This window comes from Stappia stellulata DSM 5886, from assembly GCF_000423705.1.
GTDB classification, from domain to species: Bacteria; Pseudomonadota; Alphaproteobacteria; order Rhizobiales; family Stappiaceae; genus Stappia; species Stappia stellulata.
Genome location: NZ_AUIM01000013.1, coordinates 52238 through 78716, shown reverse-complemented (window position 1 = coordinate 78716; position 26479 = coordinate 52238). Strand labels below are relative to the sequence as shown.

24 protein-coding genes, 1 tRNA gene and 1 pseudogene are annotated in these 26479 nt (G+C 66.5%); 14 read left to right on the top strand and 12 right to left on the bottom strand.

Features of this window, described 5'->3' with window-relative positions; genetic code table 11:
• Window positions 1-236: 236 nt before the first annotated feature.
• Window positions 237-1484 (bottom strand): urate hydroxylase PuuD, encoded by a 1248-nt coding sequence (locus G572_RS0111710; RefSeq protein WP_029058644.1) that lies wholly within the window; start codon window positions 1482-1484, stop codon window positions 237-239.
• A gap of 159 nt (window positions 1485-1643) precedes the next feature.
• Here G572_RS0111710 and G572_RS0111705 point away from each other — a divergent pair, with 159 nt between their 5' ends.
• The 4 genes and pseudogenes from G572_RS0111705 to G572_RS0111690 all read left to right on the top strand — a co-directional run bounded on the left by G572_RS0111705 (window position 1644) and on the right by G572_RS0111690 (window position 6042).
• Window positions 1644-2594, top strand: a complete 951-nt coding sequence (locus tag G572_RS0111705) for a LysR family transcriptional regulator (protein ID WP_029058643.1) — start codon at window positions 1644-1646, stop codon at window positions 2592-2594.
• Between the two features lie 348 nt (window positions 2595-2942).
• Window positions 2943-3428 (top strand): annotated as a pseudogene (gene uraD / locus G572_RS0111700) (2-oxo-4-hydroxy-4-carboxy-5-ureidoimidazoline decarboxylase); the annotation flags it as partial.
• Between the two features lie 57 nt (window positions 3429-3485).
• Entirely contained in the window at window positions 3486-4499 is a 1014-nt protein-coding gene (gene alc, locus G572_RS0111695) for an allantoicase (protein ID WP_029058641.1), read from the top strand.
• A gap of 148 nt (window positions 4500-4647) precedes the next feature.
• Entirely contained in the window at window positions 4648-6042 is a 1395-nt protein-coding gene (locus tag G572_RS0111690) for a uracil-xanthine permease family protein (RefSeq protein ID WP_029058640.1), read from the top strand.
• 106 nt (window positions 6043-6148) lie between these two features.
• On the opposite strand, the gene G572_RS0111685 is transcribed toward G572_RS0111690, so the two are convergent.
• Together G572_RS0111685 and G572_RS0111680 are read right to left on the bottom strand one after the other, a co-directional pair.
• Window positions 6149-6898, bottom strand: coding sequence for a glutamine amidotransferase (locus G572_RS0111685; protein ID WP_084650083.1), 750 nt, complete (start codon window positions 6896-6898; stop codon window positions 6149-6151).
• Between the two features lie 68 nt (window positions 6899-6966).
• Entirely contained in the window at window positions 6967-7449 is a 483-nt protein-coding gene (locus G572_RS0111680) for a tellurite resistance TerB family protein (protein WP_029058638.1), read from the bottom strand.
• Window positions 7450-7654: 205 nt separating this feature from the next.
• Here G572_RS0111680 and G572_RS0111675 point away from each other — a divergent pair, with 205 nt between their 5' ends.
• Window positions 7655-10555, top strand: a complete 2901-nt coding sequence (locus tag G572_RS0111675) for an AsmA family protein (RefSeq protein ID WP_029058637.1) — start codon at window positions 7655-7657, stop codon at window positions 10553-10555.
• A 25-nt stretch (window positions 10556-10580) separates the two neighbouring features.
• Here G572_RS0111675 and G572_RS23570 read toward each other — a convergent pair whose 3' ends face one another.
• Window positions 10581-11303 carry a glycosyltransferase family 32 protein gene (locus G572_RS23570; protein WP_051242253.1) on the bottom strand — a complete coding sequence of 241 codons (723 nt, stop codon included), beginning with the start codon at window positions 11301-11303 and terminating at the stop codon, window positions 10581-10583.
• A 186-nt stretch (window positions 11304-11489) separates the two neighbouring features.
• Between G572_RS23570 and G572_RS23565 the strand changes: the two genes are divergently transcribed.
• Together G572_RS23565 and G572_RS0111660 are read left to right on the top strand one after the other, a co-directional pair.
• Complete coding sequence (locus G572_RS23565; RefSeq protein WP_051242252.1) at window positions 11490-12437, top strand: glycosyltransferase family 2 protein; 948 nt, start codon at window positions 11490-11492, stop codon at window positions 12435-12437.
• Window positions 12434-13369, top strand: a complete 936-nt coding sequence (locus tag G572_RS0111660) for a glycosyltransferase (RefSeq protein WP_029058636.1) — start codon at window positions 12434-12436, stop codon at window positions 13367-13369. The genes G572_RS23565 and G572_RS0111660 overlap by 4 nt, the downstream gene beginning before the upstream one ends.
• Before the next feature lie 33 nt (window positions 13370-13402).
• Here the strand turns inward: G572_RS0111660 and G572_RS0111655 are convergent, their stop codons facing one another.
• From G572_RS0111655 to G572_RS0111640, 4 genes are all read right to left on the bottom strand, one after another.
• Window positions 13403-14968, bottom strand: a complete 1566-nt coding sequence (locus tag G572_RS0111655; RefSeq protein WP_029058635.1) for a CYTH and CHAD domain-containing protein — start codon at window positions 14966-14968, stop codon at window positions 13403-13405.
• A gap of 96 nt (window positions 14969-15064) precedes the next feature.
• Window positions 15065-15571, bottom strand: coding sequence for a hypothetical protein (locus tag G572_RS0111650; RefSeq protein ID WP_208979098.1), 507 nt, complete (start codon window positions 15569-15571; stop codon window positions 15065-15067).
• Between the two features lie 43 nt (window positions 15572-15614).
• Window positions 15615-16313, bottom strand: a complete 699-nt coding sequence (locus tag G572_RS23560) for a class II aldolase/adducin family protein (protein ID WP_037546688.1) — start codon at window positions 16311-16313, stop codon at window positions 15615-15617.
• A gap of 116 nt (window positions 16314-16429) precedes the next feature.
• A tRNA-Leu gene (locus G572_RS0111640) sits at window positions 16430-16516 on the bottom strand.
• Between the two features lie 168 nt (window positions 16517-16684).
• Here G572_RS0111640 and G572_RS0111635 point away from each other — a divergent pair.
• Genes G572_RS0111635 through G572_RS0111620 form a run of 4 tightly spaced genes read left to right on the top strand, consistent with a single transcriptional unit; the run spans window position 16685 to window position 18539 of the window.
• Window positions 16685-17263: a YqaA family protein gene (locus tag G572_RS0111635; protein ID WP_029058633.1), complete on the top strand. Its 579-nt coding sequence runs from the start codon at window positions 16685-16687 to the stop codon at window positions 17261-17263.
• Between the two features lie 17 nt (window positions 17264-17280).
• Entirely contained in the window at window positions 17281-17790 is a 510-nt protein-coding gene (locus tag G572_RS0111630; protein ID WP_029058632.1) for a disulfide bond formation protein B, read from the top strand.
• A 36-nt stretch (window positions 17791-17826) separates the two neighbouring features.
• Window positions 17827-18078, top strand: a complete 252-nt coding sequence (locus G572_RS0111625) for a hypothetical protein (protein WP_029058631.1) — start codon at window positions 17827-17829, stop codon at window positions 18076-18078.
• Window positions 18079-18104: 26 nt separating this feature from the next.
• On the top strand, window positions 18105-18539 hold the full coding sequence (locus G572_RS0111620; protein WP_051242250.1) for a metallopeptidase family protein: 435 nt from the start codon (window positions 18105-18107) through the stop codon (window positions 18537-18539).
• A gap of 25 nt (window positions 18540-18564) precedes the next feature.
• Here G572_RS0111620 and G572_RS0111615 read toward each other — a convergent pair whose 3' ends face one another.
• Window positions 18565-19749 carry an NAD(P)/FAD-dependent oxidoreductase gene (locus tag G572_RS0111615; RefSeq protein ID WP_029058629.1) on the bottom strand — a complete coding sequence of 395 codons (1185 nt, stop codon included), beginning with the start codon at window positions 19747-19749 and terminating at the stop codon, window positions 18565-18567.
• 243 nt (window positions 19750-19992) lie between these two features.
• Here G572_RS0111615 and G572_RS0111610 point away from each other — a divergent pair, with 243 nt between their 5' ends.
• Window positions 19993-20886 carry a DMT family transporter gene (locus G572_RS0111610; RefSeq protein ID WP_029058628.1) on the top strand — a complete coding sequence of 298 codons (894 nt, stop codon included), beginning with the start codon at window positions 19993-19995 and terminating at the stop codon, window positions 20884-20886.
• Window positions 20887-20904: 18 nt separating this feature from the next.
• Here the strand turns inward: G572_RS0111610 and G572_RS0111605 are convergent, their stop codons facing one another.
• On the bottom strand, window positions 20905-21831 hold the full coding sequence (locus G572_RS0111605; RefSeq protein WP_245566209.1) for a YihY/virulence factor BrkB family protein: 927 nt from the start codon (window positions 21829-21831) through the stop codon (window positions 20905-20907).
• A gap of 167 nt (window positions 21832-21998) precedes the next feature.
• Here G572_RS0111605 and G572_RS0111600 point away from each other — a divergent pair, with 167 nt between their 5' ends.
• Window positions 21999-23684 (top strand): acyl-CoA dehydrogenase family protein, encoded by a 1686-nt coding sequence (locus tag G572_RS0111600; protein ID WP_029058626.1) that lies wholly within the window; start codon window positions 21999-22001, stop codon window positions 23682-23684.
• 201 nt (window positions 23685-23885) lie between these two features.
• Here G572_RS0111600 and G572_RS0111595 read toward each other — a convergent pair whose 3' ends face one another.
• A complete protein-coding gene (locus G572_RS0111595; protein WP_037546686.1) occupies window positions 23886-24329 on the bottom strand; it encodes an Lrp/AsnC family transcriptional regulator in 444 nt (147 codons plus the stop codon).
• Window positions 24330-24460: 131 nt separating this feature from the next.
• Between G572_RS0111595 and G572_RS0111590 the strand changes: the two genes are divergently transcribed.
• Window positions 24461-25081: a LysE family translocator gene (locus G572_RS0111590; protein WP_029058624.1), complete on the top strand. Its 621-nt coding sequence runs from the start codon at window positions 24461-24463 to the stop codon at window positions 25079-25081.
• 25 nt (window positions 25082-25106) lie between these two features.
• On the opposite strand, the gene G572_RS0111585 is transcribed toward G572_RS0111590, so the two are convergent.
• A complete protein-coding gene (locus G572_RS0111585) occupies window positions 25107-26426 on the bottom strand; it encodes a TRAP transporter large permease (RefSeq protein ID WP_029058623.1) in 1320 nt (439 codons plus the stop codon).
• Window positions 26427-26479 lie beyond the last annotated feature (53 nt).

The window sequence follows — 26479 nt, the reverse complement described above, 5'->3', positions numbered from 1 at the left end:
CCGGGCTGGCGCGTGGCGCGCCAAAAGAGGCTGGATGGTCTTGTTAATACGTTTTGATGAAACAATCCACCTTGCGGCGGCGGTTGCACGTTATTCGCGCAGCCGCCGCCTTTTCGCGCAGGGTTCGCGGAAGGGGAGCGGCTATGGCGCGGGCACGAAAAAACCGCCGGCGCAATGGCGCGCAGCGGTGTTCGGCACGGATCCGTGCGAAGGCAGGCACGAGAAGATGCGCGGAGCTAGCGTACCGCGTCCTCGTACCAGGCGGCGAGCAGGGCGCGCTCGTCCGGCTCCATATAGGTCAGATTGGCGGGCGGCATGGCGTGCGAACGCGCGGCCTGCAGGTAGATCTGGCGGGCGTGGACGGCGATCTCGGCGTCGCTTTCCAGATGCACGCCCTTCGGCGCGACGGCGATGCCGTCCCACAGGGGTTCGGCGGCATGGCACATGGAGCACCGCCCCAGAACCGTGTCGCGCACGTCGGCAAAGCCGGGCGCCTCGATCAGGCGCGCCATCGCCGGTGTCATCGCGGTGGCCGGCGCCGTGACGGTTGCGGCGCTTTCGCCGTCGCTTTCACCGGGAGGCGGCAGGGTGGAGAGCCAGACAACGGCGAGGAAGAGCGCGGCGGTCGCGCCCCAGGTCCACCAGGGTTTGCCGTTCCCGGCGTGCATGCTGTTGAAGAAATGGCGGATCGTCACGCCCATCAGGAACACCAGCGAGGCGATGACCCAATTGTAGGGGGTCGCGAAAGCCAGTGGGTAGTGGTTCGACAGCATCAGGAAAATGACGGGAAGCGTCAGGTAGTTGTTGTGCAGCGAGCGCTGCTTGGCCTGGGCGCCGAGCGCGGGATCGGGCGTCTCGCCCTTCAGCAGTGCCGCGACCACCTTCTTCTGGTTGGGAATGATGATCATGAACACATTGGCGGACATGATCGTGGCGGTGAAGACGCCGAGATGCAGGAAGGCGGCGCGCCCGGTGAAGAGCTGTGTGTAGCCCCAGGCCATGGCGACCAGCACCACATAGAGGAGCAGCATCAGCCCCGTGGTGCTCTTTCCGGCCGGCGACTTGCACAGGAGATCGTAGACGATCCAGCCAAGCGCGATCGAGGCGATGGACACGGCAATCGCCACCGGCTGCGACATCTCAAGGACGTTGGCGTCGATCAGATAAAGGTCTGCGCCGGCGTAATAGACCACGGCCATCAGCGCGAAGCCGGAGAGCCATGTGGCGTAGCTCTCCCATTTGAACCAGGTCAGGTGCTCGGGCATTTCGGCCGGCGCCACCAGATATTTGCGGATGTGGTAGAAGCCGCCGCCATGCACCTGCCATTCCTCGCCGTGGGCACCCTTCGGCAGGTCGGGTGCCTTGCGCAGGCCGAGATCCAGCGCGATGAAATAGAAGGAGGACCCGATCCAGGCGATGGCCGTGATCACATGCAGCCATCTGAGCGCAAAGGACAGCCAGTCCCAGGCAATCGCCATTTCCATCGAGGGTCTCCGTTTCTGCGGGTCCGCTGCGGTGCGGACAGGGGCGGGACGGTGCGCGCCTCCGTCAGCCTCGCAGACTGACAGATCGGCGATTTGCAAAAAAGTCCGATGACACAGCCAGCACTATCAAAAAAATCTTGAAGATGGTATCGGCAGATCATGTCCTATGTGAACAATCTCAAGGTGTTCGTCCGGGTTGTCGAGCTTGGCAGCATGTCGGCGGCCGCGCGCGACCGCCGGGTGTCGCCGGCGGTGGTCTCCAGCCGCATCGGCGAACTGGAAAAGCACCTGGGCGTCCGGCTGTTCAACCGCACCACCCGCAAGCTTCAGCCGACGGAGCATGGCGCCATCTTCTACAAGGGCGCGGTCAAGATCCTGGACACCATCGAGGAGGCGGAGGCCGCCGTCGCCGATGTGGCGCGCAATCCGCGCGGCTCGATTTTCGTCGCAGCTCCGCTTGGCATCGGCCGGCGGCTGATTGCGCCGCTGATTCCGGATTTCAAGAAGGCCTATCCGGCGGTGGATGTGCGGCTGCGCCTCTCCGACCGCAAGCTGGACGTCATGGGCGAGGGGCTCGACATCGCCTTCGTTCTCGGCACGCCGCCAGACTCCAATCTTCGCATGCGGCCCGTCTTCGACTGCGCACGGGTCCTCGTTGCCGCCCCCTCCTATCTGGCGGAACACGGCATGCCGGAGAGCGGGCGCGATCTGGTCGACGGTCACCACAAGTGTCTGTTGCTGCGCTTTCCAGGCGCCAACGAATTTCAGTGGACGCTCGACGGGCCCGACGGTCCGCTGCGCTACGAGGTCTCGGGACCGTTCGAATCCGACGATGGCGACGTGCTCACCGACTGGGCGCTGGAGGGCTGCGGGATCGTCAACAAGCCGCTGTTCGAGGTGGTCGACCATTTGCGCAGCGGTGCTCTCGTCGAGGTCTGCAAGGCGGCCCCGCCGCCGCCGGTGCAGCTTGCCTGTCTCTATCCGCACAAGCGGTTCCAGGATCCCAAGATCCGGCTCTTCATCGATTTCGTCACCGCCGGCTGCCAGCAGGCGCTCGACGGACTTCTGGCGGAAGCGGGGCGCGGGGATATTTCTGAGGCGCCGGCCTGACGGGGGACCGCGAAGAGGTGCCGCGGCGGTGCAATTTTCGATCAATCCTGGCAAAATCTTGCGAAAATCGATTCTGGAATTGGCGAAATAAGTCGGAATTGCCGTCGTGGCGCGGCCTTGACGCCGTAGCCGGTCCGGCCGCTCGATTGCCCGATATCCCCGCGCTGCGGCCCTGGCCGTTCCCGAAGGAGAGGCACGCTTCGCCGCTGCATCTCTTTCAAGAAATTTTTGACAATCGCGTCGATTATTCTGGTTTACCAATAAAGCTTCGCGTCCACTCAAGGGGAGGTGTGCATGCCGGATGAGACCGTGCAACCGAACGGCGGTCTTTCGCCCGCCACGATGACCCGCAACCAGTTCGTCGCCCGCTTCGGCAGCATTTTCGAACATTCGCCCTGGATCGCCGAGCGCGCCCATGACGCCGGTCTCGGGCCAGACCAGGACACCGCGTCCGGCCTGCACGCGGCGATGGTGCGTGTCTTTCGCGCGGCGAGCGAAGATGCGCGGCTTGGCGTGTTGCGCGCCCATCCCGATCTTGCCGGAAAGCTCGCGAGCGCCAAACGGCTGACGGCGGAATCGACGGGCGAGCAGGCCTCTGCCGGCCTCGACGCGCTGACCGACGACGAGCGGGCGCGCTTCACCGCGCTCAACGACGCCTATCAGGCGCGCTTCGGCTTTCCCTTCATCCTGGCGGTGAAGGGCCGCAGCAAGGGCCAGATCCTGGAAAACTTCGAGGCGCGCGTCGACAACGACCGCGACACGGAGTTTGCCACGGCCTGCGCCCAGGTGGAGCGGATCGCCGGGCTTCGCCTCGCCGACATCCTGCCGGACTGACCTGTCCGGTGTTTTTCGCCGGCCGTCCGCCGGTGCGTTCATGAAGGACTTGAGACCATGACACTCGACACGCCGGACGCCCGTCCGGAGTTCGCCCTCACCGACATCAACCTCGCTTCCGCCGGCCTCGGCGCGAAGGCGCTGTCGGTCACCGACGATTTTTTCGCCAGCGTCGAGCGCATGCTCGCCGACGACGAGGCGGTCTTCCACCCCGACAAATACGACGACAACGGCAAATGGATGGACGGCTGGGAATCGCGCCGCCGCCGCGGTCCCGGTCACGACAGCGCAGTGGTCCGGCTCGCCGCACGCGGCCGCATCACCGGCTTTGACGTCGACACCGCCCATTTCACCGGCAACTACCCGCCGGCGGCCCGTATCGAAGCTTGCGCCGTCGACGGTGACCCGGACGAGGCCACGACGTGGACCGAGCTTGTCGGCATGGCGCCGCTGGGTCCGAGCGCGCATCACTATTTCGCCTGCGCCAGCGACGAGGTGTGGACCCATGTGCGGCTGCACATTCACCCCGATGGCGGCGTCGCGCGCTTTCGCGTCTTCGGCCGGCCCGAGATCGACCGCGCGTCGGTCGGCTCCGGCGACGTCGACCTTGCCTCCGCGCTCAACGGCGGGCGGGTGCTGGCGTTTTCCGATGCCCACTACGGCGCCTACCATCGGCTGCTTGCGCCGGGGCGCGGCGTCAACATGGGCGACGGCTGGGAGACGCGTCGGCGCCGGGAGCCGGGCAACGACTGGATCATCATCGCGCTCGGCGCGCGCGGGCTCGTCGAGCGCGCCAGCATCGATACCGCCTTCTACAAGGGCAACTTCCCGGAAAGCTTCTCGCTGCAGGCCGCCGATCTCGGCGATTTCGCAGCCGATCTCAACGATGCGGTGGTGACATCGTCGATGTTCTGGGACGAGGTCATCGCGCCCACGAAACTGACCGCCGACGCGATCCACGACATCGGCTCCGCCGATGTGCGCGCGCCCAAACCGGTGACTCATGTGCGTCTGAACATCTATCCCGACGGCGGCATCAGCCGCATTCGGCTCTTCGGCCGCCTCGCCTGAGGCTGGCGACCCGAGGCCCGGCGCTGTGGCGCCGGGCCTTTTTTTATCCGGAAAAGACCGGTCGTCCGCAGGGGAACGCGGACGCAACGAGACCGGCGCCGGAACGACCCAAAGCGCCACCGCGCGCCTTCCAGAAGGAGACAGACCCATGGCTGCCGACCATTCGATCGGGACGCCGGAACAATTGCGGGATCCGGACTACACGCCGCCGCTGGCAACGGCCTTGCCGCTCGGCATCCAGCACGTGCTGGCGATGTTCGTCAGCAACATCACGCCGGCGATCATCGTCGCCGGGGCCGCCGGCTTCGGCTTCGGCACGCCGGGTGTCTTCGACCTGATCTACATGATCCAGATGTCGCTGCTCTTCGCCGGCATCGCCACGCTGTTCCAGACCATCGGCATGGGGCCGGTCGGCGCCCGCCTGCCGGTGGTGCAGGGCACGAGCTTCGCCTTCCTGCCGATCATGATCCCGCTGGTCGCCGGCAAGGGCGTCGACGCGATGGCCGCGCTGATGGGCGGCGTGATCATCGGCGGGCTCTTTCATGCAACGCTCGGCACCGTGATCCGGCGGATCCGCTTCGCCCTGCCGCCGCTGGTGACGGGCCTCGTCGTGCTGATGATCGGCCTGGCGCTGGTCAAGGTCGGCATCCAGTATGCCGCCGGCGGCGTTCCGGCGATGGGCAAGCCCGAATTCGGCAGCGCGCAGAACTGGTTCGTCGCGCTCAGCGTCATTCTGGTGACGCTCGGCCTGAAATTCTTCACCCGTGGCATGTGGTCGGTCGCCGCCGTGCTGATCGGCCTGATCGCCGGTTATGTGCTGGCCTTCGCGCTCGGCATGGTGAGCTTCGCCAATGTGGGCCGCGCGGCCTGGTTCATGGTGCCCGATCCCTTTCACTTCGGCTTTGCCTTCGACTGGGCGGCGGTGATCGGCTTCGGCCTGATGGGCGTGGTCTCGGCGATCGAGACTGTGGGCGACATCTCCGGCATCGCCAAGGGCGGCGCGGGCCGCGAGGCAAGCGACCGCGAGATCGCCGGCGCGACCTATGCCGACGGTCTGGGAACGGCGATGGCCGGCCTGTTCGGAGGTCTGCCCAACACGTCCTTCAGCCAGAACGTCGGCCTGATTGCCATGACCGGGGTGATGAGCCGGCACGTGGTTACCTTCGGGGCGCTCTTCCTGATCGTCTGCGGCCTGGTGCCGAAGGTCGGCGCGATCATCTCCACGGTGCCGATCGAGGTGCTGGGTGGCGGCGTCATCGTGATGTTCGGCATGGTCGCGGCGGCTGGTGTGTCGATGCTCGCCGATGTCGCCTGGAACCGGCGCAACATGGTGATCTTCGCTGTGTCGCTGTCGGTGGGGCTGGGGCTGCAACTGGTGCCCGAAGCGCTCCAGCATCTCTCCCCGACCTTGCAGGTTCTGCTCACCACCGGTCTTTTGCCGGCCGCGGGTCTGGCCATCGTTCTCAACCTGCTCTTGCCCGACGAACTCAGCGCGGACCAGACGGAAGAGATTTCAGGGGGCATGAGCGGCCACGCGAAGTAGCGCGAATCTCGCAGATTCCCGCAGGCGCCCCGGCAGGCCAACCCCATCGGTCCGCCGGGGCGACCGCGCCACTGAACCTGGAAACGGAGGTCAAGGACCGGCGCTTCTACTGCGCGGCGTCGGCGAGGGCGGCGCGATCGTCGGCGTGGCCGATCCAGTGGTCGAGGAAGGCGTCGAGCCACGCCTTGACGGCGGGATCGAAGACATAGCGGCCGGCGAAATGGTCACGCCGGGACCGTGCTCCGGGGAGCTCCATGCGCGGTGCGGCCCGCGTCGTCCAGCGCACCATCATGTGGTAGGTCAGCTCCGGGTGGAACTGGATGCCGTAGGCGGCCGGGCCGTAGCGCATGGCCTGATTGGGATAGGTCTCGCCGCGCGCCAGAAGTTCCGCGCCGGCCGGCAGATCGAAACCCTCGCGGTGCCACTGATAGACCTTGGTCGGCCAGGGCAGGAGATCCTTGCCGGCCTCGGTCGGATGCAGGTCGTAATAGCCGATCTCCACCAGTCCGTCGTTGTGGCCGGTGACGCGCGCGCCGAGATTGCGCGCCATCATCTGCGCGCCGAGGCAGATCCCCAGAAAGGGCTTCTTTTCCTTGAGCGGAACGTCGATCCAGTCCGTCTCGCGCTGGATGAAGGCATCCGTGTCATTGGCGCTCATCGGACCGCCGAAGATCACCGCGCCCTCGTGGTTCTCGAGTGTCTCCGGCAACAGGTCGCCGAAACGGGGCCGGCGGATATCGAGTGCAAAGCCACGCTTGACCAGTTCCTGACCGACGCGGCCGGGCGTCGAGGTTTCCTGATGTAGAACGATCAGGACCTTCGGCCGGCCCTGCATCTGTTTGGGATCGATGATCATCGGCAAAGTCTATCGTGCGTTGCCCTGCTGCGTCGACCCTTGCCGTGGCAAAAGGCCGTCGGGCGCGGTCACGAAGGGTCTTCGGCCGTGTCCTGGTCGGTGTCGCCGGCGACCTTGCGGCGCAGCGCCAGCCGATCGCGGGACGAAATGCCGAGGAGCTCGGCCACCCGCCAGACGGTGTTGTCCTCGAATTCGTGGACGATGCCGTCGGCATAGACGAGCTGCCACATCATCTCCAATATCTTCAGCCTCTCTTCGATTTCGAGAGAGCGCTTCAGGACGGAAGTGAAGCCGTAAAGGTCGACCGCCTCGTTGTCGCGCCGGGTCGCCGCCTTGATGAGGTCGGCCGTCATCTCCGGCGTCAGCTGATAGTGATGCTTGAGGACGTCGTTGAGGGCTGCGCGCTCCGCGTCGTCCACCACACCGTCGACGGAGACGATGTGGACCAGGAGTGCGGCCGCCGCCAGACGATGGTCGTCCTCGGCGAATGTCAACGTGTCGTTCTCGCCGGTCACGGCGTTCTTCAAAAAGCTTTTCAAGGCTTGAAACATGCGCCCTCCTAGCACTTGCAAGCGGGCACGAACCCGGTCGTTCCCGCGGTCCGTGCCGTGTGTTGCGGTTGAACATCGGAAATTGTCACGAGTTTGTCCATGGCGCGGATGCGCGTGGCCACTTTAAAACCGTGCGGGCGGCCACGCTGCGGCCACGCTTTGCCGTACACTGCCGGTGATTCGCATAATTTCTTGGGAGACCGGTTTGAAACGGGTCGTCGTCGGGCTTTTGAGCCTCTTTTTCATCCTGGCCCTTGTGGTTCTGGTCGTGCCTCTGCTGTTGCCGAAGGATGCCATCCGCGCCGAGCTGATCGCGCGCATCGAGGCAAACACCGGCTGGCGGCTGCGGCTCGACGGACCCGTCGGCCTGTCGCTTCTGCCCGGTTTCCGGATGACGGCGGAGGACGTGGGCATTTCCGCGGCCTCCGGCGCCGATGGCGTCGAGTTCGCGCGCGCGGCCGAAATCGATTTCGGTCTTGCCTGGAGCGGACTGTTCGGCGGAGACATCCGCCTTACCCACGTCAACCTCGACCAACCGGTGATCCTGGCCGAAATCGGCCCCGACGGCACGACGAGCTGGTCGCCGCGTCCCGCGTTTCCCGTCGACCGCTGGACCTCGGCGACACAGGCGATTTCGCAATCGAACGGGGATGCCGCGCCGGTCCCTGCCCCGTCTGCCCCGTCGTCCGCCCCGGCCGCCGACACCGATACACCCTTTCTCGCGCGCATCGGCATCGACCGGCTGACGATCGTCGACGGACAGGTGACCTACGACGACAGGCGCAGCGGATTGCGGCACACGGTCGAGGCGGTCAACCTGACGCTTCAGCTTCCCTCGCTCGCCGGGCCGCTCGAACTCGACGGCTCGGTCGGCTACCGCGATCTCACCGTGGCGTTGACCGGCGTCGTGTCCGCCCCGCTGGCGCTGTCCGAGGGCGGCGCGAGCGCGGTGGACCTCACGGTTTCCGCGGCCGACGCGCAGGCAACCATCGAGGGCGACCTGGCGCCGTCGGCGCAAAGCCGCCTGCGGGTCTCGGCAAATGGTGACGGGCTGACGGATCTCTTCGCCGGGCTGCGGATGCCGCTGGCACGCGATCCCGGCCCCTACGCTCTTGCCTCCGACCTTTCGGTCTCCGCCGAAAGCCTCGAGATCGGCACGCTCTCCCTGCGCCTTGCCGGCGGCGAGATCCGCGGGCAGGGCAAGGTGCGTCTGGATGCGCCGGCGCCGGAGATCGATGCCGACCTGACGCTTTCGGATCTCGGCCTGTCGCAGGTCCTCACGCTTGCCGGCCGGAGCGAACAGGCGCGCGGCACGCTGGGCGGCGAAATCGCGCTTGCCACCCGCGGGCGCGACACGGCCACGCTTCTCGGCGCTCTGGACGTGTCCGGCCGGCTCACGCTGACCGGAGGCGGCATCGACGATCTGCCCGTACCGGCGCCCATCGGCGACGATCCGGCCGCGCGGCGTATTGACGATCTTGCGCTGGCACTCGATTTCGCCGGTGTCGACGGACCGGTCGCGCTGTCGGGCGGTTTTGTCTGGCGCGGCGAGACCTTTCGCGTGGAGGGCGGCGCGACGCCGTCCCTGCTGATGACGGGTCTTCCGGCGCCGGTAAAGGTGGAGATCGCCGGTTCGCGGGCGAGCACGGGCTTTGAGGGCGCGCTGTCGCCCGAAGGCGCGCTCGACGGCGGGGTGTTCCTGGAAACCGCCGACCTGCGGGCGCTGGCAAGCTGGCTTGGAACGCCGCTCCCCGATGGCGGCGGCCTGCGGGCATTTTCCTTCTCCGGCGACCTGGAGGCCGCGTCGGATCTGGTGCGTTTCAGCGACGCGGCGTTGCGGCTCGACGACATCGAGGGACGCGGCCGGGGCGAGGTCTCGCTCGGCGGTGCACGCCCGCGCGTCAGCGCGACGCTGGCGCTGCGCCGCCTCGGGCTCGATCCCTATCTCGGGTCCGCGTCCGGCTCCGCGACCGCCGGCGCGTCCGGTGCCGCCGGGCCCGGAGCCGGAGCCGGAGCGCCCGTCGATGCCGGCTGGTCGCGCGACCCGCTCGATCTGGCCGCGCTGAAAACCGTGGATGCGGAACTGGATCTGAGCGCGGAGACGATTTCGGCGAGCGGGATCGAAATCGGCCGCAGCCGGCTTCAGGTCGCGCTGAGCGACGGACGCCTGACCGCCGAGCTTGCGGAAATGGCGCTTTACGAAGGGGCGGGCCGGGCCACGCTCGTTCTCGACGGCTCGGGGTCGGTGCCGCAGGTGAGCGTCAAGGGCGCGCTGGAGAATGTGAGCGCGCGGCCCTTCCTGAGCGCGCTGGCGGATTTCGACTGGATCCAGGGCCGGGTGGCGGCCTCGATGGATCTCTCCGCACAGGGCGCCAGCCAGGCGGAGCTCGTCGAGGCCCTCGCGGGTCAGGCACGGTTCGACTTCTCCAATGGCGCTATCCTTGGTCTCAACATTCCGCAGATGGTGCGCGGGCTGACCGTCGACACACTGCTCGGCTGGTCGGAAAACCCGGCGCAGAAGACGGATTTCTCCGTGCTCGCGGCAAGCTTCGCGGTCGACAGGGGCATCGCCACTTCCTCCGACCTCGAGATGGTCGGGCCGCTTGTGCGGCTGACGGGCGCGGGCACGGTCGACATGCCGCAAAAGACGCTCGACTGGCGGCTGGAGCCGCGGGTGGTCGCCGATCTCGGCGGGGCGGCGCCGGTGCCGCGCGACAAGGGCGAGGCGCGTGAGCTGGACGGCCTGGGCGTGCCGGTGATCGTGCGCGGCTCCTGGGCCCGGCCGCGGATCTACCCCGACATCAAGGGCATTCTCGACAATCCGCAAGCGGCGCTGAAGCAGCTGGAAAGCCTCGGCGGCGGGCTGTTCAAGGGCGTTGCCGACAGCGTTCCGTCCGGCGGTCTCGGCGAGGTCGCCAACGAGGCGCTGCAACGCGCGACGGGCGGCAACACCGAGATCGACGTGCAGAAGGTGCTGGATGGCGAGGTCGACGACAAGGAAGTGCTCGACGCGGTGGAACAGGGCTTCGGCCTGCCGTCCGGCTTTCTCGGGTCCTTCGGTCTCGGCCAGAAGAAACAGGACGAAGACCGGCCGCCGGTGCAATAGGCTTCGCCAACCGGCGCCTCCCGCCCTAACGGTAATTGCGCGACTCCGGCGGCGGCAGGTCGCGCGACATGCGGCGGGTGTATTTCAGTCCGAGCGGATGAAAGATGTCGCCCAGAATATGCGTCCAGGGAACCGGATAGCGTGACGGCACGCCGTCGACGAGGTCGCCGGGCCGCTCGTGCGGCCTGCGCGCCGGGTTTCGTTCCAGCTCGGGAAGCAGGCGGTCGAGACGGCGGTTCATCTCCCGCCACCATTCCTCGACGAAGGGTGTGCCGGGCTTGCAGATGAAGGCGCAGCAGCCGATCAGCCGCTTGTGGTTGGCCTGAAGCCACTTTCGGTGGAGATAGGCGGCCGCGCGGCGTGGCGCGGCGCGCCCGAGGTCTTTCGACGACGTGTACATGTTGGAGACCGAGCCGGGCGAATGCTCCCGATACCCGATGGCCCAAAGCTTCGGGCTCGACGCCAGACGGTCGAACCAGGGCGTCCAGTCGTGGTGATTGGGCTTGATGTCGGCATATCCGCCGCCTTCGTGCCGCATGGCATAGCAGCGCAAGTAATCGGCGCGATGCGCCAGATTGAGGTGGCGATAAGCGGGATGAAGGTCCGCCGCCGGCACCAGGTCGGTGAGTGTGTCCGGCGTGATCAGGACGATTTCGCAACCGGTGTTCGCGCGCAGAGACGCAATGCCGCGTTTGCGGTTCTCGCTCATCTCGTTGGAACCGGTCCAGAAACAGAAGATGCGGGCCATGCGCCGGGCGCCCCGATTGAGATGTCCATCTTGTCCTTTCATCGAGCATGACGCAACGTCATTCAAGGATCCGCGAATACGCTCTGGTCTGCGGGGCGGCAATCGTGCGACATCATCGGGAGAAAATCGCGTGCCGGCCGCATGCGACCGTCGAGCGATCGAACCACGGGGCCTTGTTGTCGAGCGATGCCTGACATTTGTGTTGCCATATGCACATGCGACCGGCCGGACCGGCTCGGCCTCCTTCTGGACGGTCTCGCCCGCCAGACGACCGGCTTGCGGTTTCATGTCGTGGTTGTGGACAATGGCACCTTCAGCGCGCAGGGCGTGGCGCTGGAGCGTGCGGCCGCCGGGGCGCTGACGATTGCCTATGTCCGGCTCGAGGCGCGCGGGCTTGCCGCCGCGCGCAACCGGTCGCTTTCGCTTGCCCGCGAGAGCGGTGCGCCCTGGATCGCCTGTCTCGACGACGACGAGGTACCCGATCCGGGCTGGCTTTCCGCGCTGCATGCCCGCATGCAGGAGACGGGGGCGGATCTGGTCTATGGGCCGGTCCTGCCCGATTTCGCGGTTGCGCCGCCGCGCTGGGCCGTTGAAGGCGGCTTTTTCGTCAAGACCGGCGAGGTCGCCTGCTCCAGCAACATGATGCTGCGGGCGGCAAGCCTGCCGACGGATGCGCGCGACTGGTATCAGCCGGCATTCGGCGCAATCGGCGGCGAGGATCGTGAGTTCCTGGAGCGGCTTGCGCGCGAGGGCGCGGGCGTCGCGACAGCGGATACCGCGATTGTGCGCGAGCATGTTCCCGCCGCGCGGCTGCGGTTTGGCTACATGTTCCAACGCGGCCTCAGGGACGGCTATGTCGAGGTCCAGATCCTGCGGCACGCGCCGGGACCGCCCGCATCGCGGGCTGTTGCCGCAACGGGCGTTGCCGCGCGAAAATGCGGTTACGCGCTCTATCACCTTGCCGCCAGCCTCACGTCGCGGGCGCGTCTGGCAAGCGCGGTCGCGGACATCGGAACGGCCTGCGGCATCGCGATGTGCCTTGCAGGGCGCAAGACGCGCTTCTACGGCGTGGCCGACGATGCCGGTGCGGTCGCGACGTCATCGGGGCTGGCGTCGGAAAGGACGCCGTTGTGAGCGACGCACGGCCCCTCGACGCCTCCCGGGTGTGCGTGTGCCTGTGCACCTGCGACCGGCACGCGATGTTGCCGGCGTTGTTTGCGGCACTTGCGGCACAGACGCTGCCGGGGCGTCTGACCGTCTTCGTCGCCGACAATGGCGCGCGCTCGGCCGAGGCGGCGGTCGCCGACCTGCTGAGCGACGCGCTTACGCCTGTCTATCGACGGGTGGCGGTGACCGGGGTGACGGCGGCGCGCAATGCGGCGATGGCGCTCGCCGTCGATGCCGGCTTCGAATTTCTCGCGTTTCTCGATGACGACGAAGTGCCGGATCCCGTATGGCTGGAAGAGCTTCTGGGAACGGCGCTCGCGGAGCGCTGCGATATCGCCTGCGGTCCGGTCGAGCCGGTGTTCGAGGGACCGCCGCCGGCCTGGGCGCTGGCGGGGCGGTTTTTCTCAAAATCCGGCGAAACGCTGTGTTCCAGCAACCTGTTGTTGCGGGTCGGCGCCCTGCCGGCGAACCGGGGCGACTGGTTTTATCCCGAGTTCGGGACGACGGGGGGCGGCGACCGGGAGTTTCTCAAACGGCTCGTGGAGGGGGGTGCCCGCACCGCTGTGGCCGGCAGGGCGCTCGTTCGCGAGCATGTGCCCGTCGAACGCCTTGCCCTTGGCTACATGTTCCGGCGCGGCCTGCGCGACGGCATGACGGATGTGCAGATCCTGATGCGCAGAAAGCCGTCGTGCGGGGGTGTGTGGCTTGAAGCGTCGCGGATCGCGGTGACAAAGACCGGATACGCGTTGAACCACCTGGTCTGGTCGCCGCTGCGCTCCGGGCGGCTGGCCAGCGCGCTGTCGGATGCGGGCCAGGTTTGCGGGATCGTGCTGCGGTTGTTCGGCAAGCGCCTGCGGCTCTACGGACCCGCGTCGGGGCCCCGCTCCGCATCCGGATGAGGCGGGACGGTCCCGCCGGCACCGTGGCCGGGGTCAGTCGCGCCAGAATTTGCGCACGTGTCTTGTGTCGTCCCAAAGCGCGCGTGCCCGCTCCCATTCGATCTCCGCGCGCCGCTCATGCCAGCCGATGACGAAGCCGGCTGCCAGCATGTCGTCGCCTTCGGCGGTGCCGCGTTCGCGCAAGAGGTCGACCAGTCTGTGGGCCATCACGACGTCGTTGAGATAGCCGAAAACGTCCTGCAGCTTCTTCAGTGTCGACAGGAACGGCCTGACCGACTTCCTCTTGTAGAGGGATTTGTAGAACTCGATCGCATAGCGCAGCTTCTTCAAGGCCTTGCGCATGTCGTGCCGCTCCTCGAGCGTCAGCTCGTCGAGGCGTGCGCCGAGGCGCGCCACGGCCTTCCAGCGCTTTTCCAGCGCCCGGGCGGCAAAGGCGGTCGCCGGCGCGGCAAGGCGCGCGCCCGCGTCGCCGTCTTCCGGTTCGGGGCTGAGCGTCACGTCCTCGGCAAGAGCGGCGAGATCGAAAAGCAGCGCATTGACGCAAGGATCGAGAAGCTGAACGCGCAAGCCGGCGCGGGTGTCTTCGCGCGCGCTCCTCACGGTGGCGCGCAGCCGGTCGAGATCGATGCCCGCCGGTGCGGAGATGCTGGCGGAGGCAACGATTTCGCCGGCAAGGACATCGAGATCGCGCAACGCGCCGACCCGTGCGGCGAGCGCGCGGGCCTGCGCGTCGAGCTCGCCAGCGTCTGCTTCGGGAAGGTGCTTTCGGTGGATCTTCAAGGCGCTGCGAAGCCGGCGCAGGCCGACCCGCATCTGGTGCGGGCCTTCCGGCGCGTCGAGCGCAAGGCTCGCATCGCGGTTGGTGGCGATCTGCTCCAGGCAGGAGCGCAGAATGGTCTGAAGCGCGCTTGCGGCCGTGTCCCTTCGGGGCGACAGCCTGACGGCCCCGGCTTTTTGCGGCAGGACCTCGGTGGCCGCGTCCGCCAGCAGCGCATAGCCGCGCTCGGCCTTGCTTGCCCGCGAAAACCGCGCTTCCCCGGTCCCCCTCAGATCGCGGGCGAGGCGGAAGAGGTCGCCGGCGTCGCCCGCGACCAGTTCGAACTCCGCTTCGTTCAGCGGCTGGATCTTTTCCAGCGTGCGCACCTCGCCCGTGTCCAGTGCCACCTCGATGACGGTCTCCGCCGCGCCGCGAAAGACACGGGTCGTGCGCCGCATCTCGGTTTCGAAGACGGCCGACAGCGGCGCGCCGTCGAGGAGATCCCAAAGGCCGGTGCGCAGATCCGCATTGGCAATGCGGGTCAGGTCCGGCACGGCGGCCTCCACCCGGCTCTCGCTTTCCCTGGGGGTCGACAGCCCGCCGAAAACCCCCGTTCCGGCCTTGACCGTCTGGATCCAGTCCGCGCCGACCTTGCGCACCCGCAGCGACCATTTCGCCTGGCGCAGCGCCTGGTTGGGCGTGTCGAAATAGATGGAGCGCAGGACCCGCGTGCGGGCGCGATCGACCGAGAACCCCGCCGGCGCGGGCGCGGTTTTCAGCCGTTTCAGCGCGTCGGTGTCAAGTTCGAGCTTGAGTTCGATTTCACGGGGCGTGTCGGTCATGAAACCGCTCTAGCGCCTTTTTCCACCGCTGTCCACAAAGGCGCGCTGAGTGCGCCTTTGTTTGCCGGCTAGCGAGGAGCGCGGCGCATGTGGCCTTCACCTGAGCGCGATCTGGTGTGCGAGGCTGTCGCCGTCGGACACGGTCAGCTGACGAAATCCCATCAGCTTGCAGAAATCGAGGAAGGTGAGTTCGTGCGGGGTCTCGGCCTGCTGAAACAACGGCGTGGTGCGGGCCTGGGAGGTAAGGGCGGCGAGCAGTGCACGCATCCTGAAGAGCGTGTCGTAGCGGCCAGGGCCCGTGGCGACGACGATCATCTTCTCGAAGTCGTCGCCCTTGACGAAGAGATGGTAATCGGGAGCGAAGCCGCGCGCGAGCTGCTGCTGCTCGAAGCCGGCTGCGAAAGCGGCGCGCGAGCGCTTGGTCGCGTCGCTGGCGACGGCGACGCGCGCCACATAGACTTCCGAACTGGCCGGTTCAGGATAGTAGTAGCCGGCGTGCATGTCCGCAGCGCGGGCTGTGCCGGCGACGAGCGCCGTGCAAAGAAGCAGTGTCAGGAGCAGGATCGGCGTGTGGGTTTGCCGGCGGAGGGCGGAAAGCGGCATGGCGGAATGTCTCCTGTTCGCGGTCGCCGTTTCCGGCCGGCGGTCAGATGCGGCGGGGCGCGTCGACGGCGGGGGTGTCGCTTGTCCCGATATCGCGCGGTTGCTTGCCGTAGGTCTTGAAGCGGGCGAGCACGTCGGCCATTTCCGCCTCGTCGAGGATCACCGGCGTGCCGGCCCGGCGGGCGATGACATACTGGTGGCACAGCGTCTCGATCTCTCCGGCAAGCCACAATGCCTTATCCAGCGTCGGGCCGAAGCAGATCATGCCGTGGTTGGCGAGAAGGCAGGCGGAGCGCTCATCGAGGGCTGCCAGCATGGCGCGCGACAGCGCCTTGGTGCCGAAGGTGGCGTAGTCGGCGCATTTGAGCGTCGTGCCGCCGGCCACCGCGATCATGTAGTGGAACGGCGGGATTTCCTCGCGCAGGCACGACAGCGCGGTGGCATGGAGCGAATGCGTGTGGATCACCGCGCCGGCCTCGGGGCGGGCGGCGTAGATGTCGAGATGCATGCGCCATTCCGAGGAGGGAAGCCAGTCGCCGCGATAGGTCTCGTCGAGGCCGACGGAAACGACCTGCTCGGGGCGCATCCCCTCGTAGGCAACGCCGGAGGGGGTGATCCAGAAGCGGTCGTCCTGACGCAGGCTCACGTTGCCGGCGGTGCCCTGGTTGATCCCCATCTCGCTCATGCGAAGGCAGGTGTCGATGACCGCCTGGCGCGGATCGGTATTCGGTGAAGACGTCATGCTGGATCCCGGTGCGAACGGACCGGGCGAGCTTATGCGTGCCGGGTGGCGGCTGCAAGGGCCTGACCGGACGGAGGTTTCCGGCCAAACCGCGATTGCGGCGCGAAACCCTGAAATGGTGCCCCCGGTCCGACTCGAACGGACACTCCGGTTAAAGAAACGGATTTTGAATCCGTCGCGTCTACCAATTCCGCCACGGGGGCCCGGGCGACCGCCAAGAGCCGCCGAACGGGCGCGATCATAGTCATCGCGGGCGACGCGTCAATTGAAAGATCGCCGGCGGCAGCATGCCCGCAGCGCCGCGCCGGAGAACGCATTCGGTCGCACCGGAAACAGATGACAAGACGGGCGCGAGCGGCTAATCAATCGCCATGTTGCGCCGCCTCTACGACTGGACAATGTCGCTCGCTTCCGGCCCTCGCGCGCCCTTCGCGCTGGGAGCGGTTTCCTTTGCGGAAAGTTCGTTCTTTCCCATTCCGCCCGACATCCTGCTGATTCCCATGGTGATCGCGCGGCGCGCCAGGGCGTTTTCCTATGCGCTTCTTTGCACGATCACATCGGTGATCGGCGGCGCGGCCGGCTATGCCATCGGCGCGCTGCTCTTCGTGCAGCTCGCCGAACCGATCCTGTCGTTCTACGGGTATCTCGACAAGTTCGAGGCCTTTCGTGCCAATTTCAACGATTACGGCGCCTGGATCGTCTTCATTGCCGGTATCACGCCCTTTCCCTACAAGGTGATCACCATCGCCAGCGGCGCCACCGGCCTCAGCCTGCCGGTCTTCATGGTGGCGAGCGTGCTGGCCAGGGGCTTGCGCTTTTTCGCCGTGGCGGGCCTCCTGTACCTCTTCGGACCGCCGATCCGTACCTTCATCGAGGAGCGGCTGTCGCTGATGTTCACGATCTTCGTGGTCGGCCTCGTCGGCGGGTTCGTCGCCATCAAGTTTCTCTGACCCTCACGAGGACCCGAATGACGCATGGACGTTCGCTCGCGCTGGTTCTGCTCTTGATCGCTGGCGGTTTCGCCACGATCGCGACCGCCTGGGGGTTTCAGCTGATCGGAGGCTATGTGCCCTGCGAGTTGTGTCTGGAGCAGCGCATTCCCTATTATGCCGGCCTGCCGCTGGCGGCGCTGGCCGCCCTGCTCTTGTGGCAGGACGCGGCCGCCTTCACGCGCGGACTGCTTCTGCTCGCCGTCGCCGCGATCTTTGCCTATGGCGCGGGGCTTGGCGTCTATCAGTCGGGCGCGGAATGGGGCTTTTGGGCGGGACCCGACGGCTGCGGCGGCGGCAGCACGGCACCGGTCTCCGCCGCCAACATGCTCAACGCGCTGCGCGAGACCCGGGTGGTGAGCTGTACGGAGGCGAGCTGGCGCATGTTCGGCCTGTCGTTTGCCGGCTGGAACGCGGTCGCCTCGGCCGGTCTCGCCCTGCTTGCGCTCGCCGCCCTCTGGACCTCGCGGCGCCGCGTTCCTATCTGAAGGAATGGCGGGCGGGCCGCACGCGGGAGGAACCGGATGACAGGCAAGACCCCAGATGAGGACGACGCCGAACGGCGCAGGGCCGTTGACGAGAGCCTTGCCCGCGTCGACCGCGACAGCGAGACGCTGCTGCGCACCACCTTTCAGGGCGCGTCCCGGCACAGGGGGGCGGAGAACGGCGCGCCGCAGGACGATCCCATCGAGATCTGGGGCGCGCGCATCGGGCGCACGGCGGGCGGCATTTTTGCCGTCGTGCTGATCGTCTATCTCGCCTGGACCTACCTCTAGGGCCTTGCCCTGGAAACGAGACCGACATGGCAACCGCAATCGAACCCGAGCCGCATCTCTCCTGGCAAAACGCCTTCGCGCCCGATCTGTCGGCCTTCGAGGCGATCGCGGGGCAGGCCTTTGCCACGCTGCCCGAGCCTTTTCGCAACCTGTGCGGCGACATCGAGATCCGGGTCGCGGACATGGCCGACGACGACGTTCTGGACGAACTGTCGATCGACGACCCCTTCCTGCTGATGGGCCTGTTCGAGGGGGTCGGCCTGGCGCAGGGCGGGGCGGAGATGCTGTCGGGGCAGATGCCCAACCGCGTCTGGCTCTATCGGCGGGCCATTCTCGACTATTGGTGCGGGCATGAGGAGCCGCTCGGCGGCATCATCTCCCACGTTCTGATCCACGAGCTCGGCCATCACTTCGGGCTGTCGGACGCGGACATGTACGCGCTGGAAGCGGAGACGCCGTGAGGCGGCCGCGCTGCGGCCGCGCCGTTCACGCCGGCGGCAGCAATCCATCCTCGTAGGTCTTGCCAATGGCGCGGCGCGCCATCATGTGCGAGCGCGGGTGGTTGATGCTGTCCACGGCGGCAAGCCGGCCTTGCGCCAGATAAGCCACATAGAAGCTGTTCGTCGCCGGGTCGCCGACCGTCAGCGCCGTGTCGTGGTCCTGCGACAGGCCGGCGATCTGAAGCTTGATCGCATATTGATCCGACCAGAACCAGGGAACGGGATCGTAATCCGGCGCGCCACCGGTGAGCGCCGCGGCCACCGCTTTGGCCTGGTCGATTGCGTTTTGCACGCTTTCAAGGCGGATCGAGCGGCCGTAGCGGGCGGAGAAGAACCGCGTGCAATCGCCGGCGGCATAGATGTGCGGGTCGGAGGTCCGTCCGCTGGCGTCGACCAGAATGCCGTCGTCCACCTCGAGCCCGGCCGCGCGGGCCAGGTCGTCATTGGGAAGCGCGCCGACGGCGACAAGCGCAAGGTCGCAGGCAAGCTCCTCTCCGGTTGCCAGGGTGAGTGCGCGGACATGGCCCTCGCCCGAAAAGCCGGCGACGCCGGTGTCGAGGCGGATGTCGACGCCATTGCCGCGATGGAGCGCATCGAAGAAAGCCGAGACATCCGGCGAGACGACGCGCTGCATCACCCGGTCGCGCGATTCCAGCACGGTGACCTCGTGCCCCATGGTCCGGGCCACGGCAGCCACCTCCAGCCCGATGTAGCCGCCGCCGACGATGGCGACGTGCCCGGGGTCTGCAAGTCGCGCGCGCATGCGCTCCACGTCGGCGATGGTGCGCAGCGTGACGACGCCCGCAAGATCCGCGCCGGGCAACGGCAGGGCACGGGGGCGGGTTCCGGTGCAGATCACCAGCGTGGCGTAGCCGAGCCGGGTTCCGTCGGAAAGGGCCAGTTCGCGCGCATCCCGGTCGATGGCCTCGACCGAAACGCCGAAGCGGCAGTCGATGCGGTTCTGTTCGTAAAAGGCAAGCGGGCGCAGGTGCAGCGCCTCGTCGTCGATTTCGCCGGCGAGGTGCTTCTTCGACAGCGGCGGGCGCTGGTAGGGCGGATGCGGCTCGTCACCGACAAGGGCGATCGGCGCCTCGAAGCCGGCCATGCGCAGGGATTGCGCCACCTGGGCGCCCGCTTGTCCGGCACCGACGATTACCAAGCTGTCCTGCATGCGCTTTTCTCCTGTGACGGCTGCGTTCTAGCACGGCGCGCGGGACGCGCCACCGGGGCTCAGGTATATGCGGCCAGACGGGGCGGGGAAAAGGGATGTGTTGTCAAATCGATATCCCTATGGTTGAAAAACCGCTGTCTCCCCGTGGCTGCGCGCACTACCTTGGCCCATTCCGGGGCCGGGCGGACAGCCTGTCCGTTCGTCCGCGCGCCGGAAGCCCCCGATTTTCGATTGGACGTTTCCTTGCGCTCATATCTCGATACGTTTGCCCCCGGCATCTTCGTTCTCTTGTGGTCGACCGGTTTCATCGGCTCCAAGCTGGGCGCGCCCTACATCGAGCCCTTCGTGTTCCTGTCGTTGCGCTTCCTGCTGGTGCTGCCGCTGCTCCTGGTGCTGATCCTGGCAACGCGCGCGTCCTGGCCGAAGAGCGGCACGGAGGTGATGCATTGCCTTGTCGCCGGGGCGCTCATCCACGGGATCTACCTGGGCGGGATCTTCTATGCCATCGACAACGGCATGCCGGCGGGGATCGCGGCCCTCGTGCTCGGGCTTCAGCCGCTGCTGACCGCGTTGCTTGCCGGGCCCCTGCTCGGTGAAAAGGTGGCGGCGCGGCATTGGGCGGGGCTTGCGGTCGGGGCCTGCGGGCTGCTGCTCGTCGTCGCCCCGCGGCTGGGTGTCGATGCCTCGGGACTGACGCCGGTCAACGCGCTCGTCTGCCTGCTTGCGGTCGCCGGCATGTCGGTCGGCACGGTCTACCAGAAGCGCTATGCCGGCGGCATCGACCTGCTCTCGGGCACGATGGTGCAATATGCCGGCGCCTTGCTGATCGTCGTGCCGCTTGCGCTTACCGAAAGCTGGGCGATCGTCTGGTCGGGCGAGATGATCTTCGCGATGGGCTGGCTGGTGCTGGTGCTGTCGATCGGCGCCATCCTGCTGTTGATGGTGCTGATCCGGCGCGGCAGCGCGGCCCGGGTGGCGAGCCTCTTCTATCTCGTGCCGGTGGCGGCGGCGATCGAGAGCTATTTCCTGTTCGGCGAAACGCTGACCCTGGTGCAGATCGCCGGCAGCGCGCTCGTGGTCGGGGCGCTCCTTATGATCCGCGAAAGGCGCGTCGGCACGCGGCGCACACCGGCCTGAGGCGACGAAGCGGCGTTGTCAGCCCGTGGCGCGCGGAGACCGTCTTGCGCGCATGATCGCGGCGTTCAACTCGCCGCCGAAGACGAAGCAGATCGCCACCAGATAGAGAAAGACCAGCGCCGTCATCGCACCGGCAAGGCCGGCATAGGTCGAGACGTAGTTGGCAAAGCTCGCGAGATAGGCGCCGAAGGCGGCGCCCGATACGAGCCACAGCACCAGCGTCACCACCACGCCCGGCAGGATCTCGCCGAGGCGTCGCCGCCCCGCCGGCAGGAGCGCGTGAACGGCGACAAGTCCGCCCCCGGTCAGAAGCGTCGCGATCAGGTAGCGCGAGAGATTCAGTTGCGCGGTGAACTCCTCGACGATCGGCGCATAGGCAACCACCGCCGTCCAGACCAGCGGGGCCAGCACGATCAGGACGGCGAAGACGACGAGAATCACCGTGCCGACGACGATCAGGGCGATGGACTGCAGGCGCAAACGGGCATAGCCGCGGGTTTCCCGCGCCTGATAGGCGCGGTTCAGCGCCACGCGCAGTGCCTCAACGCCGTTCGAGGCAAACCACAGGGCGACCACGATACCGAAGGTCAACGCATCGCCGCGCGGCTCGGTGAGGACGACACGGATCTCCTGGGAGATCGGACCGGCGACCTTCTCCGGCCAGGCATCGAACAGCAACGCGGCGATGCGGTCGGCCATGTTCTCCATGCCGAAGAAGCCGGTGAGCGCGGCGATGAAGATCAGGAAGGGAAACAGCGCCAGCAGCGAGGACAGCGCCACGTGGCTCGCGAGCACGAAGCCGTCGTCGCGCGACATGTGTGCAAGGGCGTCCCAGGTTACGGACAGCGCCGCGCGGATCGGTCGAAAGATGGTCATGCCCTGCTGAATGCGGCAGCGCCGGCGTGCGGTCAAGCGGGCGATGTTGCGCCGCAAGGTGTCTGGCAATAAAATTTCTCCAATCGTGCGTCAAAAGAAGGATTGCTTCGCGAACGACGCGCGATATTGTTTGCAGCGCACCAATTTGACGGGAGGGCCGCCCTTGTTCCGGGGCGGTTGGCGCTGGCGCGGCCCGCGCGTGGCAGGGCCCCGCGACACGATGACGGAGAAGATGCATGTCGCTTGCAAGCGAAGTCGGTCACTACACCCAGGACGGTCCCCTTGAGGCGCTGACAGGCGCCAGCGTCCAATCGCTGGAGCGTCTGCTCGATGCCGCTGCCGCGAAGGTCCGGGTGCGGGTGCTCGACGACGGCCGGATCTCTTCGGCGAAGATGGAGGCCGAACAGCGGGCGACCCACGGGCTGGCATGGCTTGCGACCTATGTCGAGGCGCTCAAGCAGTTGCACGGCTATGCCGGGCGGATGCGCGATGCCGGCAGCTTCGGCGAAACGGAAGACCTGATCGTGCGCCTCGCCTTTGCCGAATACCTGGCGCAGATTTTCGGTGGCATCCCGATGAATCAGGGCGAGACCGTGCGGCTTGCCGATCTCGGCCTGCCGCCGCGCGAGGCGGGCGACTTTGTCGTGCCCGAGATCGAGGCGCTGATCGCGAGCGGAAACACGCCCGAGGTGCGCGCCCGGCTGACCGCGCTCGTCCGACAGCAGGAGGGCGCCTCCGTCTTCGGCGCCACCGGTCTCGACGAGACCTATGAGCAGGTGCGCGACGAGATGCGCCGCTTCGCCGCCGACAAGGTGCTGCCCCATGCCCATGAGTGGCACCTGAAGAACGACTATATCCCGCTGGAAATCATCACCCAGATGGCCGAACTCGGCGTTTTCGGACTGACGATCCCGGAGGACTTCGGCGGGCTGGGACTTGGCAAGGAGAGCATGTGCGTGGTCTCCGAGGAGTTGAGCCGTGCCTATATCGGCGTCGGCTCGCTCGGCACGCGCTCCGAGATCGCCGCCGAATTGATCCTGTGCGGCGGCACGGACGATCAAAAGGCGAAATGGCTGCCGCAGATCGCCTCCGGCGAGGTGTTGCCGACGGCCGTGTTTACCGAACCCAACACCGGCTCCGACCTTGCCTCGCTGAAGACGCGCGCCGTTCGCGAGGGCGATGTCTGGAAGATCTACGGCAACAAGACCTGGATCACCCACCCGGTGCGCGCCGACGTGATGACGCTTCTGGCGCGTACCGACCCGGACGAGAAGGGCTACAAGGGCCTGTCCATGTTCCTGGCGGAAAAGCCGCGCGGCACGGACGCCGATCCCTTTCCCGCGCCCGGCATGTCCGGCGGCGAGATCGAGGTGCTCGGCTACCGCGGCATGAAGGAATACGAGATCGCCTTCGACGGCTTCGAGGTGGCGCATGAAAACCTGCTCGGGCAGGTCGAGGGCCAGGGCTTCAAGCAATTGATGCAGACCTTCGAGGGGGCGCGCATCCAGACGGCGGCGCGGGCGCTCGGCGTTGCGCAGTCGGCGCTCGACCTTGGTCTGCGCTACGCGCAGGAACGCATCCAGTTCGGCAAGCCGCTGATCGATTTTCCGCGTGTGTCCGACAAGCTGGCGATGATGACGGCGGAGCTGATGGCGGCGCGCCAGCTCACCTATTTCTCCGCCTGGGAAAAGGATTCGGGCCGGCGTTGCGACCTGGAAGCGGGCATGGCAAAGCTGCTCGGTGCCCGGGTTGCCTGGGCGGCGGCCGACAATGCGCTGCAGATCCACGGCGGCAACGGCTTTGCGCTGGAATACGCGGTCTCGCGGGTGTTGTGCGACGCGCGCATCCTCAACATCTTCGAGGGCGCTGCGGAAATCCAGGCCCAGGTGATCGCCCGGCGCGTGCTGGAGATGCGGGCCTGACCCACTTCGAAGCCGCGAAATGACAGCGCGCCCCGGTTCCCCGCGATCCGGGGCGCGCCTTTTTGTGCCGCGCTGACCGCCCTGATGGCAGCCCGGCGTGGCTCTCCGGTCCCGCAGGAGCTGGCCAGTCCCGCAGGAACTGAAAAGAGACGGAACGGATCAGATTTTCGCGGCACCCGCATGGGAGCCGGCAATTTCCTTTCAAAAGGTGGGCGGCCGCATCCTGACCGGACTGGATTTCACGATTGACGTGTTGGTTGTCGCCATCCTGCCAAAGGTCTCCAGCAGCGGGTCAAGTTCGCCAATATCCCGAAGCAAAACGCGGGCGACAAACCCGTCTTCTCCGGTAACCTTGTCGCATTGAACGACCCTGTCCGTATTCTGAATCTGTTGCTCCAGGATATGCTGCTTTCCAGGCAACGGTTTGAATCTGACAACAGCTTCGAGGGCATAGCCGAGCGCAGCAGGCGACACCTTCACGGCAAACCCCTGAACAACGCCGGTATCCTGCAACCGCCTGACACGATCGCGAATGGTTGGCGACGATACGCCTGCCTCAATGGCCAGATCCTTCCAGCTGATGCGCGCGTCACCCGCCAGAGCTGTCAGGATCGTGCGATCGAGGTCGTCCAGTGCGGTTTCCATAATGAATCCAATTCGATTATCTGCCTTCCAATGCAAAGAATTATGCGCCCAACCCCTCCGAACTGAAAGGCACAATGCGCCGTTTCCCGGATAGCCTCTGCGTTGACGATGTCTCAACAAGGGAAAAGATCATGAACTGGATGCTCTGGGCATCATTCGCTGCGGTTTCCGTCGTTAACATTGTGACACCCGGACCGGCGAACCTGAACACAGTGCGGCGCGCTGTGCAGTTGGGAGGCAAACGTGTCATTCCAACGATCTTTGGAAATGCGTTGGGTCTTGCCGTCGGCGGTGCCGTTTGCGCAGCTGGCATCGCCTCTTTCGTGCTCGCCTCCGATATGCTGTGGACGCTCTTTCGATGGGTGGGGGTGGCTTATCTCGCATGGCTCGGGTTCAGACTTCTGACAAAGGCCGATGCTCTCGGGCTGGACGAGGCGCTCCACGGGTCGGTAGGCGCCAAGACCCTTTTCCTTGAGGCGTTCCTGCTGGCTGCAACCAACCCCAAGGCGCTGCTCTTCTATATGGCTCTCTTTCCCCAGGCCTTGGACCCGCAGCTTGATCTGGTGCCGCAGGCCAGCATCCTGATCCTGACGTATTGCGCCCTCTCGGTCGCCTCTCTCAGCATCTACTCAGCCCTGGCGCATATGCTTCGAAGCCGTTTCATGTCGCAGACGAGATACAACAGATTTCGCCAGTTCTCCGGCGTCTTGCTGCTTGGCTTTGCCGGAAAGCTCCTGCTGGGATCGCGATAAAAGAGGCCTGGCGCCCCGCCTTCGTTCAGCTCATCGCCATGACGAGCCAGAGCGAAAGCGGCGGGAAGGCGATCAAGAGTGCCAGCCGCACGATGTCGGCCATCCAGAAGGGCGTGACGCCCTTGAAGATCGTCGCCAGGCTGACGTCTTCCAGCACGCTGCGCAGCACGAAGACATTCAGTCCGACCGGCGGGGTGATCAGGCTGATTTCCGTGACCACCACCACGACGATGGCGAACCAGATCAGCACCAGCTCCGGATCGGCCAGCAGGCCCGCGCCGAAATCGAGCTCCATCACCAAGGGATAGAACACCGGAACGGTGAGCAGGATCATCGACAGGCTTTCCAGCACGCAGCCGAGCAGCAGGTAGACGACGATGATCGCCGCGATCACCAGCCAGGGATTGACGTCGAGGTCGTAGACGAAGACCGACAGCGCATCCGGCAGGCCCGCGAAATTCACGAAATTGGTGAAAATGTCGGCGCCGATGATCAGTGCGAAGATCATCGCGGTTGCCCTTGCGCTTTCGCCGATGGCCTCGCCAAGGGCGCGAAAGCCGAGTCGCCCGAAGGCGGCAGAGATCGGCACCGAGGCGCCGGCGCCGATGCCGGCGGCCTCCGTCGGCGTGAAGAACCCGCCGTAGATCCCGACCATGATGATGGCGAAAAGCAGCAGCAGCGCGATCACGCCGAGCGCGTCGCGGGTGGTCAGCGGCTCGAGACCGGTTGCCGGCGGGGCCAGCTCCGGCTTGCGCCACACCGCGACCTGGACGGCGACGAGGTAAAGCAGCAGGCCGAGCACGCCCGGCACGACGCCGGCGATGAAGAGCTTGCCGATGTCGGATTCCGTCAACAGGCCATAGATGATCAGGATGACGCTCGGCGGAATGAGAATGCCGAGCGTTCCACCGGCGGCGATGGAGCCGGCGGCCAGACTGTCGGCATAGCCGTATTTGCGCATCGAGGGCATCGCCACCTTGGACATGGTGGCGGCGGTGGCGAGCGACGAGCCGCAGACGGCGGAAAAGCCGCCGCAGGCGATCACCGAGGCCATGGCAAGCCCGCCGCGCATGCGCGCCGTTGCGTGATTGGCGACCGCATAGAGACCGTGGCTGACGCCGGAGCGGGCCAGCACGTTGCCCATGAAGATGAACAGCGGCACGACCGACAGCGAATAGGCGAGGCCGGCGTCGAAGACGAGCGTTCCGGTCATGGCAAGCGTCGCGTCGATGCTGCGCATCCAGGCAAAGCCCGCCATGCCGACGAGCGCCATGGCGAAAGCCACCGGCATCTTCAGGAAGATGAGAATGAGGAGCGCGGCAAAGCCGATCAGCGATTCCGTCATGGGATGTCCCGGTCAGTCGGCGAATGAGGGCGGTGAGGGCAGACCGCAACAAG